This is a genomic window from Stenotrophomonas sp. NLF4-10 (assembly GCF_022359915.1).
Taxonomy (GTDB): domain Bacteria; phylum Pseudomonadota; class Gammaproteobacteria; order Xanthomonadales; family Xanthomonadaceae; genus Stenotrophomonas; species Stenotrophomonas daejeonensis.
In genome coordinates this window covers 681,837-694,434 of sequence record NZ_JAKSEE010000003.1, presented here as the reverse complement: position 1 = coordinate 694,434, position 12,598 = coordinate 681,837, and the positions used below count along the sequence as shown (strand labels likewise).

Annotated in this window: 11 protein-coding genes and 1 riboswitch; of the genes, 2 read left to right on the top strand and 9 right to left on the bottom strand. The window is 68.9% G+C overall.

Going from position 1 to position 12,598, the window contains the following annotated elements:
- Positions 1–54 precede the first annotated feature (54 nt).
- Positions 55–675: a bifunctional nicotinamidase/pyrazinamidase gene (gene pncA / locus MIC98_RS03210; RefSeq protein ID WP_239735477.1), complete on the top strand. Its 621-nt coding sequence runs from the start codon at positions 55–57 to the stop codon at positions 673–675.
- A 169-nt stretch (positions 676–844) separates the two neighbouring features.
- Here the strand turns inward: pncA and purU are convergent, their stop codons facing one another.
- The 5 genes from purU to MIC98_RS03185 all read right to left on the bottom strand — a co-directional run bounded on the left by purU (position 845) and on the right by MIC98_RS03185 (position 7,180).
- Positions 845–1,696: a formyltetrahydrofolate deformylase gene (gene purU, locus MIC98_RS03205; protein WP_239738013.1), complete on the bottom strand. Its 852-nt coding sequence runs from the start codon at positions 1,694–1,696 to the stop codon at positions 845–847.
- A 213-nt stretch (positions 1,697–1,909) separates the two neighbouring features.
- Positions 1,910–3,004 carry an NADH:flavin oxidoreductase/NADH oxidase gene (locus MIC98_RS03200; RefSeq protein ID WP_239735475.1) on the bottom strand — a complete coding sequence of 365 codons (1,095 nt, stop codon included), beginning with the start codon at positions 3,002–3,004 and terminating at the stop codon, positions 1,910–1,912.
- Between the two features lie 112 nt (positions 3,005–3,116).
- A complete protein-coding gene (locus MIC98_RS03195; RefSeq protein ID WP_057640375.1) occupies positions 3,117–3,524 on the bottom strand; it encodes an acyl-CoA thioesterase in 408 nt (135 codons plus the stop codon).
- Positions 3,525–3,636: 112 nt separating this feature from the next.
- Positions 3,637–4,656, bottom strand: a complete 1,020-nt coding sequence (locus MIC98_RS03190; RefSeq protein WP_239735473.1) for a ribonucleotide-diphosphate reductase subunit beta — start codon at positions 4,654–4,656, stop codon at positions 3,637–3,639.
- 136 nt (positions 4,657–4,792) lie between these two features.
- Positions 4,793–7,180 (bottom strand): ribonucleoside-diphosphate reductase subunit alpha, encoded by a 2,388-nt coding sequence (locus MIC98_RS03185; protein WP_057640373.1) that lies wholly within the window; start codon positions 7,178–7,180, stop codon positions 4,793–4,795.
- Positions 7,181–7,359: 179 nt separating this feature from the next.
- Positions 7,360–7,566, bottom strand: a riboswitch (cobalamin riboswitch).
- 272 nt (positions 7,567–7,838) lie between these two features.
- Here MIC98_RS03185 and MIC98_RS03180 point away from each other — a divergent pair.
- A complete protein-coding gene (locus tag MIC98_RS03180; RefSeq protein WP_239735471.1) occupies positions 7,839–8,645 on the top strand; it encodes a DUF2884 family protein in 807 nt (268 codons plus the stop codon).
- 123 nt (positions 8,646–8,768) lie between these two features.
- On the opposite strand, the gene MIC98_RS03175 is transcribed toward MIC98_RS03180, so the two are convergent.
- From MIC98_RS03175 to zapE, 4 genes are all read right to left on the bottom strand, one after another.
- On the bottom strand, positions 8,769–10,250 hold the full coding sequence (locus MIC98_RS03175; RefSeq protein WP_239735469.1) for a VWA domain-containing protein: 1,482 nt from the start codon (positions 10,248–10,250) through the stop codon (positions 8,769–8,771).
- A gap of 164 nt (positions 10,251–10,414) precedes the next feature.
- A complete protein-coding gene (locus MIC98_RS03170) occupies positions 10,415–10,840 on the bottom strand; it encodes an organic hydroperoxide resistance protein (RefSeq protein WP_057640370.1) in 426 nt (141 codons plus the stop codon).
- Positions 10,841–10,963: 123 nt separating this feature from the next.
- Positions 10,964–11,422, bottom strand: coding sequence for a MarR family transcriptional regulator (locus MIC98_RS03165; protein WP_057640369.1), 459 nt, complete (start codon positions 11,420–11,422; stop codon positions 10,964–10,966).
- Positions 11,423–11,502: 80 nt separating this feature from the next.
- Positions 11,503–12,597 carry a cell division protein ZapE gene (gene zapE, locus MIC98_RS03160; protein ID WP_239735467.1) on the bottom strand — a complete coding sequence of 365 codons (1,095 nt, stop codon included), beginning with the start codon at positions 12,595–12,597 and terminating at the stop codon, positions 11,503–11,505.
- Position 12,598: the final 1 nt, after the last annotated feature.

Below are 12,598 nucleotides of genomic sequence, written 5' to 3'. Positions count from 1 at the left end.
GGCAATGCACGATGGCGGCGCTACAGTAGCTGCCCCCACCACGGAACCTGCGCGATGCACCGCAACGACACCGCCCTGCTGGTCATCGACCTGCAACCGGACTTCATGCCCGGCGGCGCGCTGCCCTGCGCCGAGGGCGACGCCATCGTGCCGGGCATCGCCGCACTGCTGGCGGCGCGCCGCTATGCCACCGTCGTCGCCACGCAGGACTGGCACCCGGCCGACCATGCCTCGTTCGCCAGCCGGCACGCCGGGCATTCGCCGTTCGAGACCATCGAACTGCACGGCCATCCGCAGACGCTGTGGCCGGACCACTGCGTGCAGGGCAGCACCGGCGCGGCGCTGCATCCGCAAGTGGATTGGAACCACGCCGACCTGATCCTGCGCAAGGGCAGCAACCGGCAGGTGGATTCCTACAGCGCCTTTCGCGAAAACGTCGGCCCGGACGGCGGCCGCCCGGCCACCGGGCTGGCCGGCTGGCTGCGCGAACGCGGCATCGCCGAAGTGCACGTGTGCGGGCTGGCGCGCGACTACTGCGTGTTGTGGAGCGCGCAGGATGCGGTGGAAGCCGGCTTCCGCGTGGGTTTCCACTGGGACCTGACGCGCCCGGTCGATGCGGGCAACGACGCCGCCACGCGGCAGGCGCTCGCCGCCGCCGGAATTGCGGTTCTTTGATTGCGGGGATACCGCCAGGGACTCTCTTTCCCTTGTGGTATCCCGGTAGCGCCCGACCGTTGGTCGTGGCGGCGGCACGAAGCGCCGATGGGCTCACTGCCGGCTGTTCGACAGTACCGACCAACGGCCGGCACCCACCTGCAGGCGGGCAGCAGACCCGCAACCGGCATCACCGGAACACCACCGTGCGATGCCCGTTGAGCAGGATGCGGTGCTCGACGTGGCGGCGCACCGCACGGGCCAGCACCAGCGATTCGGTGTCGCTGCCCAGCCGCACCAGGTCGCGCGGGGTCATCGCGTGGTCCACGCGGGCCACGTCCTGCTCGATGATCGGGCCTTCGTCGAGGTCGCAGGTCACGTAGTGCGCGGTGGCGCCGATGATCTTGACCCCGCGCGCATGCGCCTGGTGGTAGGGCTGGGCGCCCTTGAAGCTGGGCAGGAAGCTGTGGTGGATGTTGATCGCGCGCCCGGCCAGCGCCGCGCACAGCTGTGGCGAGAGGATCTGCATGTAGCGCGCCAGCACCACCAGGTCGATGTTCTCGCGTTCGACCAGATCGAGGATCTGCCGCTCCTGCTGCGCGCGGTTGTCCACGCTCACCGGCAGGTGGTGGAACGGTATCCCGTAGGACCCGGCCAGCGCGGCGAAATCGGCGTGGTTGGAAGCCACCGCCGCGACCTCCACCTGCAACTGGCGGCTGTGCGCGCGGAACAGCAGGTCGTTGAGGCAGTGCCCTTGTTTGCTGACCAGCACCAGCAGGCGCGCACGGCGCCGCGCGTCGTGCAGTTGCCAGTCCATCGCATAGTCCTCGCCCAGCCGTTGCAGGCGCCCGCGCACCGCCGGCTCCTCGCCTGCCGAAGCCATGTCGAAGTGCACGCGCAGGAAGAAACGGCCGCTTTCCTCGTCGCCGAACTGCTGCGCGTCGAGGATGTTGCAACCGGCCTCGAACAGCAGGCCGGAAACGCGGTAGACGATGCCGGTGCGATCCGGGCAGGACAGGGTGAGGATGTAGTCGGGGCGCATCGCGTCGAGTCTAGCGGCGGGCAAAATTTTCCGGGGAAACCAAACGACAAGCCCGGTGCCCGCGAAAAGGCGAATTCCCGTGGATGCGGGGCCTGTCACGCATGGGGCATTCCCGGCAAAGCCCGCACCGGGCAAGCCCGGTGCCTACGCAAAGACGATCCCTGTAGGTGCGGGGCTTGCCCCGCACGGGGTCTTCCCGGCAAAGCCCGGCACCTACGCGAACAACCCGCGCACGCCGTGCGGCTCGCAACGCCGGTAGCGGGGCGCGGCTTCCACCTTCGCGCCCAGTTCGGCCGCCGCATGCCACGGCCAGCGCGGGTCGTAGAGGATGCCGCGGGCGATGCCGATGGCATCGGCGCGGCCTTCGGCAAGGATCGCCTCGGCCTGCCGCGCCTCGGTGATCAGGCCCACGGCGATGACCGGCGTGCGCACCTGCGCCTTGATCGCCTCGGCCAGCGGCACCTGGTAGCCGGGGCCGACCGGAATCTGCTGGCGCGGGTCGAGCCCGCCGCTGGAGACGTGGATGAAATCGCTGCCGCGCGCTTCCAGCGCCCGGGCCAGCGCGATGCTCTGCGCGACGTCCCAGCCGCCCTCCACCCAGTCGCTGGCGGAGATGCGCACGCCCACCGCGACGCCGGCCGGCACCGCCGCGCGCACCGCGTCGAACACACGCAGCACCAGCCGCATGCGGTTTTCCAGCGGGCCGCCGTATGCGTCGTCGCGGCGGTTGCTCAGCGGCGACAGGAACTGGTGCAGCAGGTAGCCATGCGCGGCGTGGATCTCAATCAGCTCCAGGCCCAGCCGCACCGCGCGCCGGGCGGCCTCGGCGAACGCTTCCACCACGCCGTCGATGGCGACCGCGTCCAGTGCCTGCGGCACGGGATCGCCTTCGTTGAACGGCAATGGCGAAGGCGCCAGCACCTGCCAGCCATTCGGCTGGTCCGGGGCGATGGCGGCACCGCCCTCCCACGGGCGCGCGGTCGAGGCCTTGCGCCCGGCGTGGGCCAGCTGGATGCCGATGGGCATCGGCGACCAGCGCCGCAGCGAGGCCAGCACCTCGCCCAGCGCCGCCTCGGTGGCGTCGTCCCACAGCCCCAGGTCGGCCCAGCTGATGCGCCCGCGCGGCGCCACCGCGGTGGCTTCGAGGATCAGCAGGCCGGCGCCGGACTGCGACAGCATGCCCAGGTGCTGGTCGTGCCAGCTGCTGGCGCGGCCGTCCTCGGCCGCGTACTGGCACATCGGCGCGATCACGATGCGGTTGGGCAGCGACAACGGGCCGAGCTGCAACGGCGAAAACAACAGGCTCACGGCAAGGGGGGTCCGGCGATGGGGTGCGCCATTGCAGCGTCCATCGACCGGCACATCAACCGGGCCGGTGGATCACTGCGTCTTGGCGGCCGGGCCGAAGCGGCGCCCCGGTTCAGTCCCGCGGCAGCGGCAGCACCGGCACCCCGGTCGGGTGGCCTTCGGCATCCAGCGCGATCATCACGAAGGTGCCCTTGGTGCACAGCTGGCGCGCGCCGCTGAGCAGGTCCTCGGTGACCAGCTCCACCTCCACGTGCATCGAGCTGCGACCGACCCGCACCACCCGGCCGATGGTTTCCACCATCTGCCCGACCCGGATCGGCAGCTTGAAATCGACCTGGTCCGAGCGCGCGGTCACCACCGTGCGGCGCGAGTAGCGGGCGGCGGCGAGGAAGGCGGCCTTGTCCATCCACGCCAGCGCCTGGCCACCGAACAGGGTGCCCATGTGGTTGGTGTGGTTGGGAAAGACGATTTCCGCCATGCGGACTTCGGTGGGCGGGACGGTGGTGTCGGCGGCGTTCATGGCGGGATCGTGGAGTGCGGCGGCGTGGTGCAGGATACGCAGGACCGGCGATGCCGGGCGTGACGCCCGCATGGCGCCACGCCCGGACCGGCGGGGTTTCCCCCGCCCTGCTTCAGAAGTTCATGTCGAAGGCGACCTCGCCCTGCACGCCGACCTGGTAGGCCGACACGCGGCGCTCGAAGAAGTTGGTCAGCTCCTGCACGTCCTGCAGTTCCATGAACGGCAGCGGGTTGCGCACGTTGTACTTCCTGTCCATGCCGAGCTTGGCGAAATGGTTGTCGGCGCAGTGCTGCAGGTACTGGCGCATGTCGCGGGTGGAGATGCCGGCCACGCCGCCGGAGAGCACGTCCTCGGCGAACTGCACCTCGCATTCGATCGCCTCTTCCAGCATGTCGTAGACCTGCTGTTCCATCCGCGCATCGAACAGGTCCGGTTCCTCGGCGCGGATGGTGCGCACGCACTCGAAGGCGAACTCCATGTGGCAGCTCTCGTCGCGGAACACCCAGTTGGTGCCCGACGCCAAGCCCGGCAGCAGGCCGCGCGAGCGGAAGTAATAGACGTAGGCAAAGGCGGCGAAGAAGAACAGGCCCTCGATGCACGCGGCGAAGCAGATCTGGTTGAGCAGGAACTGGCGGCGCTGCTCGCGCGTCTCGATGCGCTTCAGGCCCTGGATCGAGTCGATCCACTTGAAGCAGAAGTCGGCCTTCTTCTTGATCGATTCGATGTTCTCCACCGCGGCGAAGGCCTTGAAGCGCTCCTCCGGGTCGGGCAGGTAGTTGTCGAGCAGGGTCAGGTAGAACTGCACGTGCAGCGCTTCCTCGTACAGCTGGCGCGACAGGTACATGCGCGCCTCGGGCGCGTTGAGGTGCTGGTACAGGTTCAACACCAGGTTGTTGGAGACGATGGAATCGCCGGTGGCGAAGAACGCGACCAGGCGGTGGATCAGGTGGCGGTCGGCCGGCGACATCTTGTGGTGCAGGTCGGTGATGTCGATCTGGAAGTTGATCTCGTCCACCGTCCAGCTGTTCTTGATCGCGTTGCGGTACATCTCGTAGAAGTCCGGGTAGCGCATCGGGCGCAACGTCAGTTCGAAACCGGGGTCGAGCAGCATCTGGCGGGGTTGTGCGGACATGAGGTGACTCCATTTCCTTCTCATCTCGGGAGAAGGTGGCGCGGGGCGCCGGGTGAGGGTTCGGCAAGGAGGTGAGGGCGGCTTCGCCGTACCCTCACCCCAACCCCTCTCCCGCGGGGAGAGGGGATTCAGGCGTTTACTGGCAGGCCTCGCAGGCTTCCGGGTTCTCCAGCGAGCAAGCCACGGCCTGCGTCGGGGTGTAGCTGGACACGGTGGTCTTGGCGATCTTGGTGGCCGGGCGCGAGCGCAGGTAGTAGCAGGTCTTGATGCCCTGCTTCCATGCGTACATGTACATCGACGACAGCGCGCCGATGTTCGGGCTTTCCATGAACAGGTTGAGCGAGGCGGACTGGTCGATGAAGGCGCCGCGGCCGGCGGCCATGTCGATCAGCGAGCGCATCGGCAGCTCCCATACCGTGCGGTAGACCGTGCGCAGCGCTTCGGGAATCTGCGCGATGTTCTGGATCGAGCCGTCGGCCAGCTTGATCGCATCGCGCATCTCTGCCGTCCACAGGCCGAGCTGCTTGAGTTCGCCGACCAGGTAGCGGTTGATCTGCAGGAAGTCGCCGGACAGGGTTTCGCGCTTGAACAGGTTGGACACCTGCGGCTCCACGCACTCGTAGCAGCCGGCGATCGAGGCGATGGTCGCGGTCGGGGCGATGGCGATCATCAACGAGTTGCGCAGGCCGTGCTGCTGGATGCGCTCGCGCAATGCATCCCAGCGCGCGGCGTCGGCCGGCACCACGTTCCAGGCGTCGAACTGCAAGGCGCCGCTGGCCGCGCGGGTGTCGGCGAACGAGGCATGCCTGCCGCGTTCCTGCGCCAGTTCGCACGAGGTCTCCAGCGCGTGGAAGTAGATTTCCTCGGCGATCTTCGCCGACAGCGCGCGCGCGGCGTCGGAGTCGAACGCCAGCCGCTTGCGGAAGAACACGTCCTGCAGGCCCATGCAGCCCAGCCCCACCGGGCGCCAGCGCAGGTTGCCGCGGCGCGCGGTCTCGATCGGGTAGAAATTCAGGTCGATCACCCGGTCGAGCTGGCGCACCGCAAGGCGCACGGTTTCGGCCAGCTTGTCGAAATCGAAGTCGCCGTGCTCGTCGAGGTGGTTGCCGAGGTTGATCGAACCGAGGTTGCACACCGCCGTTTCCTCGGCGCTGGTGACTTCCAGGATCTCGGTGCACAGGTTGGACAGGTGGATCACGTTGCCGGCACGCAGGGTCTGGTTGCTGGCGCGGTTGCACTTGTCCTTGAAGGTCATCCAGCCGTTTCCGGTCTCGGCCAGCGTGCGCATCATCCGCGCGTACAGCTTGCGTGCCGGAAGGGTGCGCGCGGCCTTGCCCTGCGCCTCGGCCTGCAGGTAGGCGCGCTCGAACGCCTCGCCGTACAGGTCGGTGAATTCCGGCACCACGCGCGGATCGAACAGCGACCATTCCTGGTCGGCCTCCACGCGCTGCATGAACAGGTCCGGCACCCAGTTGGCGAGGTTGAGGTTGTGGGTGCGGCGCGAATCGTCGCCGGCGTTGTCGCGCAGCTCGAGGAAATCCTCGATGTCGGCGTGCCAGGTTTCCAGGTACACGCAGGCCGCGCCCTTGCGCTTGCCGCCCTGGTTGACCGCGGCCACCGACGAATCCAGCGTCTTCAGCCACGGCACGATGCCGTTGGAGTGGCCGTTGGTGGACTTGATCAGCGAGCCGCGCGAGCGCACGCGGGTGTAGCTCACGCCGATGCCGCCGCTGAACTTGGACAGCTGCGCGATGTCGCCGTACTTCGCATAAATGGATTCAAGCGAATCCTGCGGCGAATCCAGCAGGAAGCACGAGGACAGCTGCTCGTGGCAGGTGCCGGCGTTGAACAGGGTCGGGCTGGACGGCAGGTAGTCGAGGTTGCCCAGCCGCTGGTACAGCGCCAGCGCCTCGGGCACGTCCTCGGAGAGCGCGCTGGCGATGCGCAGGAAGAACTGCTGCGGCGTCTCGATCACCTTGCGCGTATGCGGGTGGCGCAGCAGGTAGCGGTCGTACAGCGTGCGCAGGCCGAAGTAGTCGAAGTTGAAGTCCAGCGACGGGTCGATGGCGTCGTTGAGCTTGCGCGCGTTGGTCTGCACGAAGCCGAGCAGGCGGTCGTTGATCAGCCCCACTTCATGGCCGCGGCCCACCGACTGCGAGAACGCGTGGATTTCCTGCCCGGACACTTCCTTGGCGATGAAATTCGCCAGCAGCCGCGCGGCCAGGCGGCCGTACTCGGGCTCTTCGCCGATCAGCAGCGCCGCGGTGCGGATGGAGAGTTCATCCAGCTCCTGCGTGGTCGCGCCGTTGTACAGGCCGGAGATGGTGCGGGTGGCCACGCGCATCGGATCGACCGCATGCAGGCCCTCGCAGCAGCGCTGGATGGCGCGCACGATCTTGTTCAGGTCCACCGGCTCGGTGCTGCCGTTGCGCTTGGCCACGCTCATGGCGGTGGCGGTCGGCGGCGGGGTGAGGTCGAAAGCCGGGGTGGCGGCCACTGCTTCGGCGGTCGGGGTCTGCGACATCTGGCGTCTCCATGCGGGGATGCACGGGCCCGGCCTGTCCCTCGCAGGCGCGGATGGCATCGGAAGCACAGGGTGGGAGCGCGGTGTCGCACGGCCTGCGACCGGCATGGAAACCATGCGGGAGGCCCTGCTGCACCAGCCATCTCCCCCCGGAGATTCCGCGGCCGGCACCGCGCGGCGTGCATCGCGCGGCTGTCGGCAGGTCTTCGGACTCGTGGATGCGGCGGGAATGTTTCCCGGCCACCTTGGCCGCCGCTTCCCAGGGCCACCGCCCCAGTGCGAAATCGCGACCTCGTCTCCACCTACCGCTGCGGGGCAGTGCCGGGTTTGGACCAGCTTCCCTTTCAATCCGGGGAATCCCCGGAACCGACGGGCCACAAGATAGTGGGGGTAAATGACGGGGTCAACGCCAAATGTTGTGGATAACCGCGTTTCCCTTGGGGCGCAAGCGATCTGCCCTGCCGGGGCCGGCATGGGCGCGTTGGCCTGCTCGCCGCGATTGCGCAGTCAAGCCCCGGGAAGCCGATTCAAGGGTGGGAAAACTCCCTGCGCATTCATCGTCCAACCGTCCGGTTGCACCGCCATGACTTCCGGCGGGCGCTGCCGCCAGGCCCGTCGGCGATGCTGCGCCCACGCCCGCCCGAACACGGATGTCCCCATGCGCCGCCTGCTCCTCGCCACCGCTCTGCTCGCCCTGCCGCCGCTGGCCGCCCGCGCCGACTCGGTGAAGTCACCGGAACTGTCCTCCACCCAGTGCGGGGTCGGCACCGACTACGACGTGCTGGTCGACGGCGGCGGCATCTGGCTGCGCCGGCACGACGCCACCCCGCGCGAGATCGTGTTCCACGACGGCCAGCTGAGCATCGACGGCCACATGCAGGCGGTCAGCGACGCCGACGCGCAGCGCCTGCGCGTGCTCGAGGCCGGGGTGCGCCAGCTGATGCCGGCGGTCACCGGCATCGCCAATGAATCGGTGGGGATCAGCTTCGACGTGCTGGACGTCGTCTATGGCTCCCTGACCGGCAAGTTCGATTCGCGCAAGGTGCGCGTCCTGCGCAGGGACGCCGAGCGCTTCGTCGCCTCGACCATCGGCCGCGGGCGCTGGGAGCAGGACCTGTTCGGCGAGGGCTTCGACCAGCGCGTGCAGGATGCGGCCGAATCACTCAAGGGTTCGATCGCCCGCGGCGTGCTGTGGACCATGCTCACCGGCGGCGAGGAACGCATCGAGAAACGCACCGAGAAGATCGAGGCCGAGCTCGAGCCGAAGATCGAAGCGCGCGCACGCGCCCTGGAACAGCATGCACAGTCCCTGTGCACCCAGGTGCTGGCACTGGACCGGATACAGTCGGCGCTCGAGTTCCGCTACGACGGCCAGCCGCTGCGGATGATGCGGGTCAGCGGCGACGATGCGCCGGCGCCGGTGGCGAAGGAACTGGCGCCGGACAACGGCATCACCCTGCCGTAGGTCGGGGCTACGCACCCGACGAAGACATGCTCGAGTTGGCCGGATGTCGGGGCATAGCCCCGACCTACCTTCGAAAGCCCGGCGCTGTCGCAGGGAATGCCCCCGCCGGGCCAAGGCCCGGCGCTACGGCAACTGCGCCAGTTCCTCGCGCACCAGCCGCACCACCAGCTTGTCCAGCGTATCCACCGAGTAATTGGACACCTCGTGCACGGTCTCGCCGCCGGGGCCGCTGCCGGGGTCGGCCGCGTCCTTGTAGGTGAGGAAGATGAAGCGCCCGCCGGTGTACTGCGCGATCTGCCGCTGCACGATCTCGCCGGTGCTGTCCTGCCCCGACGCGGCCACGCTGAACACCTTGATGCCCTTGCCCAGCGCCGCGAGCATGGTCTGGTCGTAATGCGGTTGCGGGTAGTCCATGTGCGGCGGCGCGTCGGCCAGCGACAGCAGCAGGCGCGTGGTCGCCGGGCCGCGCCAGTCCAGCGCTTGCACCGCGTGGTCGAAGGCTTCGTTCATCGCCTCGGGCATGTCGCCGCCGCCACCGGCGCGCACGCCGTCGAGCACTTGCTGGAACGCGGCGACATTGCCGGTCAGGTCCCAGCTGCGCACGAAGTAGACGTCGCCGCGGTCACGGTAGGTGACCAGCCCGAGGCACACGTCCGGGCGCGAGGGCAGTTGCTCGATGCCGCGCACGATGTCGCGCAGCGAGCCGCGCAGCTTGTCGATCTCGTCGCCCATCGAGCCGGTGGCATCGACCATGAACACCAGGTCCAGCCGCGCCCGTTCGGGCGTCGCCTGCACCGGCAGCACCACTTCCAGCGCGTTCTTCTGCCCGCGCCGCAGTTGCACCTGCGCCTGCCGGCCATCGCGGCGCACGTCGATGCGGTAGCTGGCCGAATCGCGGTCGTCGAAGGCGTTCAGGTGCAGCCACGCCTGTCCGCCGGCATCGGTACGCGCCCACATGCGCGCGCCATCGGCCGAGGCCACCGCGACCTCGGCGTCGGGCACCACCCGGCCCTGTGCATCGACCACGCGCAGGCGCTGGCGCACGGTCACGTCGCGCCCCAACCGCGCCGACTCGTCATGGCCTTGCAGGAACTGTAGGAAACCGCCGAAGTCGGCGTTGTCATCGACCACGCCGGCGGTCACCGGCGCCTGCTGCCGGCGTATCGGCGGCAGCGGCCTGCGCGGCGGCGACAAGCGCTCGGCACGGGCGCCGCTGACTGCCACCGAATCGAGCGCGGCGGCCGGCATCGGCGCGGGCGGGGCCGGCGGCGATGGGGCGGCTTCCAGCCGCGCCCCGTCATGCAACGCCTTCTCCGCCAGTGCCGGCTCCGCACGTTCGCGGCGCGGTGATTGCGGCTGTGGATCAGCCACCTCGCGCATCCGTGGCGTGTCGCTGCATACGGTGGCCGCGGGTGCGCGGAAGTTCGGCGCGGTCTGGCGCTGGCGCCGCGGGTGCTGCACCTGTGCTGCCTGTGCCGGGACCACGCCGGCGGGCTGCGGCCACAGCGGTTCGGCGGCAAGCGCCGGCCACCCGGCCAGCAGCGTCAGGGCGAACGCCATCGAGGAAGCCGGCAGACGGCGGGGGGACGGGTATGCGTGTTTCATTGGTTCCTCCACTGGGGGTGCGTCGTTGCATCCACAGGCAGGAACGGACCACTGCCGTCGATGGGGTCGAGCGCCGGCATCGGGCCGGCGCCCGGTCATCTCCGGTTCGGTTTGGCCGGCCTCCCCTGCCCGCGCAGGGCAAGCGGGAGGGCCGGCCGCGATGCTCAGTCGAGCACGACCAGGTTCACGTCGATGTTGCCGCGGGTGGCATTGGAGTACGGGCACACCTGGTGCGCCTTGTCGACCAGCGCCTGCGCCTGCTCGCGGGCAAGGCCGGGCACGCGCACGCGCAACTCGACCTGGATGCCGAAGCCGTCGCCCAGCGGGCCGATGCCGACCTGGCTGTCGATCGAGACCTCGCCCGGCAAGGACACTTTCCCGCGGCTGGCCACCAGCTTCAGCGCGCCGATGAAGCAGGCCGCGTAGCCGGCGGCGAACAGCTCCTCGGGATTGGTGCCGGCACCGCCGGCGCCGCCCAGTTCGGTGGGCGTGCTCAGTTCGAGTTCCAGCCCGGTTTCACCGCGGGCGCGGCCCTGGCGGCCCCCGGTGACGTGGGCCTGGGCGGTATAGGCGACTTTTTCCAGTGACATGGTGTTTCTCCGGTACTCGGGTGGCGCGCTGGGAAAGGGGGTGCCGGGCGCCACGGGCGGCAATATTAATTTGCTATCAAATAGCACGCTATTTTTCAGGCGGAAAAAAGCGTCGCGTTCGGTTCATGGCCCCTGCTCCAGGTTCAGCCGCAGGGTTTCCAGTTGCCGCTTGAGCGCGGCCAGTTCGTCCAGCGCGCAGCCGACCGCGCACATCACCTGCTCCGGGATCCGTTCGGCCTTGCGCCGCAGCGCGCGGCCCGCGGCGGTGAGCGCGACGATCACCTGGCGCTCGTCCTCGCGGGCGCGGGTGCGGGTGACCAACCCTGCCGTCTGCAGGCGCTTGAGCAGCGGGGTCAGCGTGGCCGAGTCCAGGAACAGGCGCTCGCCGATCTCCGAGACGGTCAGCGCGTCGCGCTCCCATAGCACCAGCATCACCAGGTACTGCGAATAGGTCAGGCCCAGCTCCTTCAGCAGCGGCCGGTAGTGCTTGTTCATCGCCAGGTTCGCCGAATACAGCGCGAAGCACAGCTGCCTGTCCAGGCGGAGCAGCGAGGGATCGGCGGCGGCGGTGCGGGAGGCCATGCCCTCAATCTACATCGTGAGAAATTAAATAGCAAACTATTTATTTCCGGAGATCACGTCCGCTTGCCGGAGCGCACCGCTCAATGGCGGTGCGCGGTACCCAGGTACTCTGCGCTCTGCATCTCGATCAGACGGCTGGCGGTGCGCTCGAAGGCGCCGGCCAGGCGGGTGCCCGAATACAGCAGCGGCGGCGCGTCCTGCGCGGTGCACACCAGGTTGACCTGGCGGTCGTACAGCTCGTCGATCAGGTTGACGAAGCGGCGCGCGGCGTCCTCGTTCATGCGGTCGAAGTGCGGGATGCCGCCGAGCAGCACCGTGTTGAACTCGCGCGCGATCTCGATGTAGTCCGAAGGCCCGCGCGGGCCCTCGCACAGCGCCGGGAAATCGAACCAGACGATGCTCTTGCCGCGCCCGCGCACCGGGATCTTGCGGCCCTCGATGACGATGTTGCCAGCACGCGCGTCCTCGCCGCCGCTCAGCTCCTTCCAGCGCCCGGCCAGCCACGCATCGCCGTCGCCTTCCAGCGGCGCGCGGTACACCGGCGAACGGGTCAGCGCGCGCATGCGGTAGTCCTCGGTGCCCTCGGCGTACAGCTCCACGCAGTATTTCTGCAACAACGCAATGGCCGGCAGGAAGCTGTCGCGCTGCAGGCCGTCGAGGTACAGGTTCTCCACCGCGGTATTGGAGGTGGTCACCAGCGTCACGCCCTCGGCGAACAGGCGTTCGAGCAGGCGCGCCAGCAGCATCGCATCGCCGATGTCGGTGACGAAGAACTCGTCCAGCACCAGCACGCGCAGGTTGTTGCGCCATTCCTGGGCGATCTTCGCCAGCGGGTCGCTCTGGCCCTGGTGCTCGCGCAGCCGCTCGTGGATGCCGCGCATGAAGCGGTGGAAATGGGTGCGGTATTTCTGCCTGATCGGCAGGCCGTCGTAGAACAGGTCGACGAGGAAGGTCTTGCCGCGGCCGACGCCGCCCCAGAAATACAGCCCCGGCACCGCCTCGGGCTTCTTCCAGAAGGCGGACAGCCGGTCCAGCCAGCCGTCCTGCTCGGTATCGACGAGGGCCTCGTGGATGCGGTCCAGCTCGGCCAGCGCCGCATGCTGGGCCGGGTCGTCGCGCCAGTCGCCACGGGCCACGCCGGCGGCGTAGCGCTGCGAAGGGGTCGTCGCCGTCATG

Coding starts and splice junctions, on each gene's coding strand:
- pncA (WP_239735477.1), top strand. CDS start 55: ATGCACCGCAACGACACCGCCCTGCTGGTCATCGACCTGCAACCGGAC.
- purU (WP_239738013.1), bottom strand. CDS start 1,696: ATGCGCCCCGACTACATCCTCACCCTGTCCTGCCCGGATCGCACCGGC.
- MIC98_RS03195 (WP_057640375.1), bottom strand. CDS start 3,524: ATGAACGCCGCCGACACCACCGTCCCGCCCACCGAAGTCCGCATGGCG.
- MIC98_RS03190 (WP_239735473.1), bottom strand. CDS start 4,656: ATGTCCGCACAACCCCGCCAGATGCTGCTCGACCCCGGTTTCGAACTG.
- MIC98_RS03185 (WP_057640373.1), bottom strand. CDS start 7,180: ATGTCGCAGACCCCGACCGCCGAAGCAGTGGCCGCCACCCCGGCTTTC.
- MIC98_RS03180 (WP_239735471.1), top strand. CDS start 7,839: ATGCGCCGCCTGCTCCTCGCCACCGCTCTGCTCGCCCTGCCGCCGCTG.
- MIC98_RS03175 (WP_239735469.1), bottom strand. CDS start 10,250: ATGAAACACGCATACCCGTCCCCCCGCCGTCTGCCGGCTTCCTCGATG.
- MIC98_RS03170 (WP_057640370.1), bottom strand. CDS start 10,840: ATGTCACTGGAAAAAGTCGCCTATACCGCCCAGGCCCACGTCACCGGG.
- MIC98_RS03165 (WP_057640369.1), bottom strand. CDS start 11,422: ATGGCCTCCCGCACCGCCGCCGCCGATCCCTCGCTGCTCCGCCTGGAC.
- zapE (WP_239735467.1), bottom strand. CDS start 12,597: ATGACGGCGACGACCCCTTCGCAGCGCTACGCCGCCGGCGTGGCCCGT.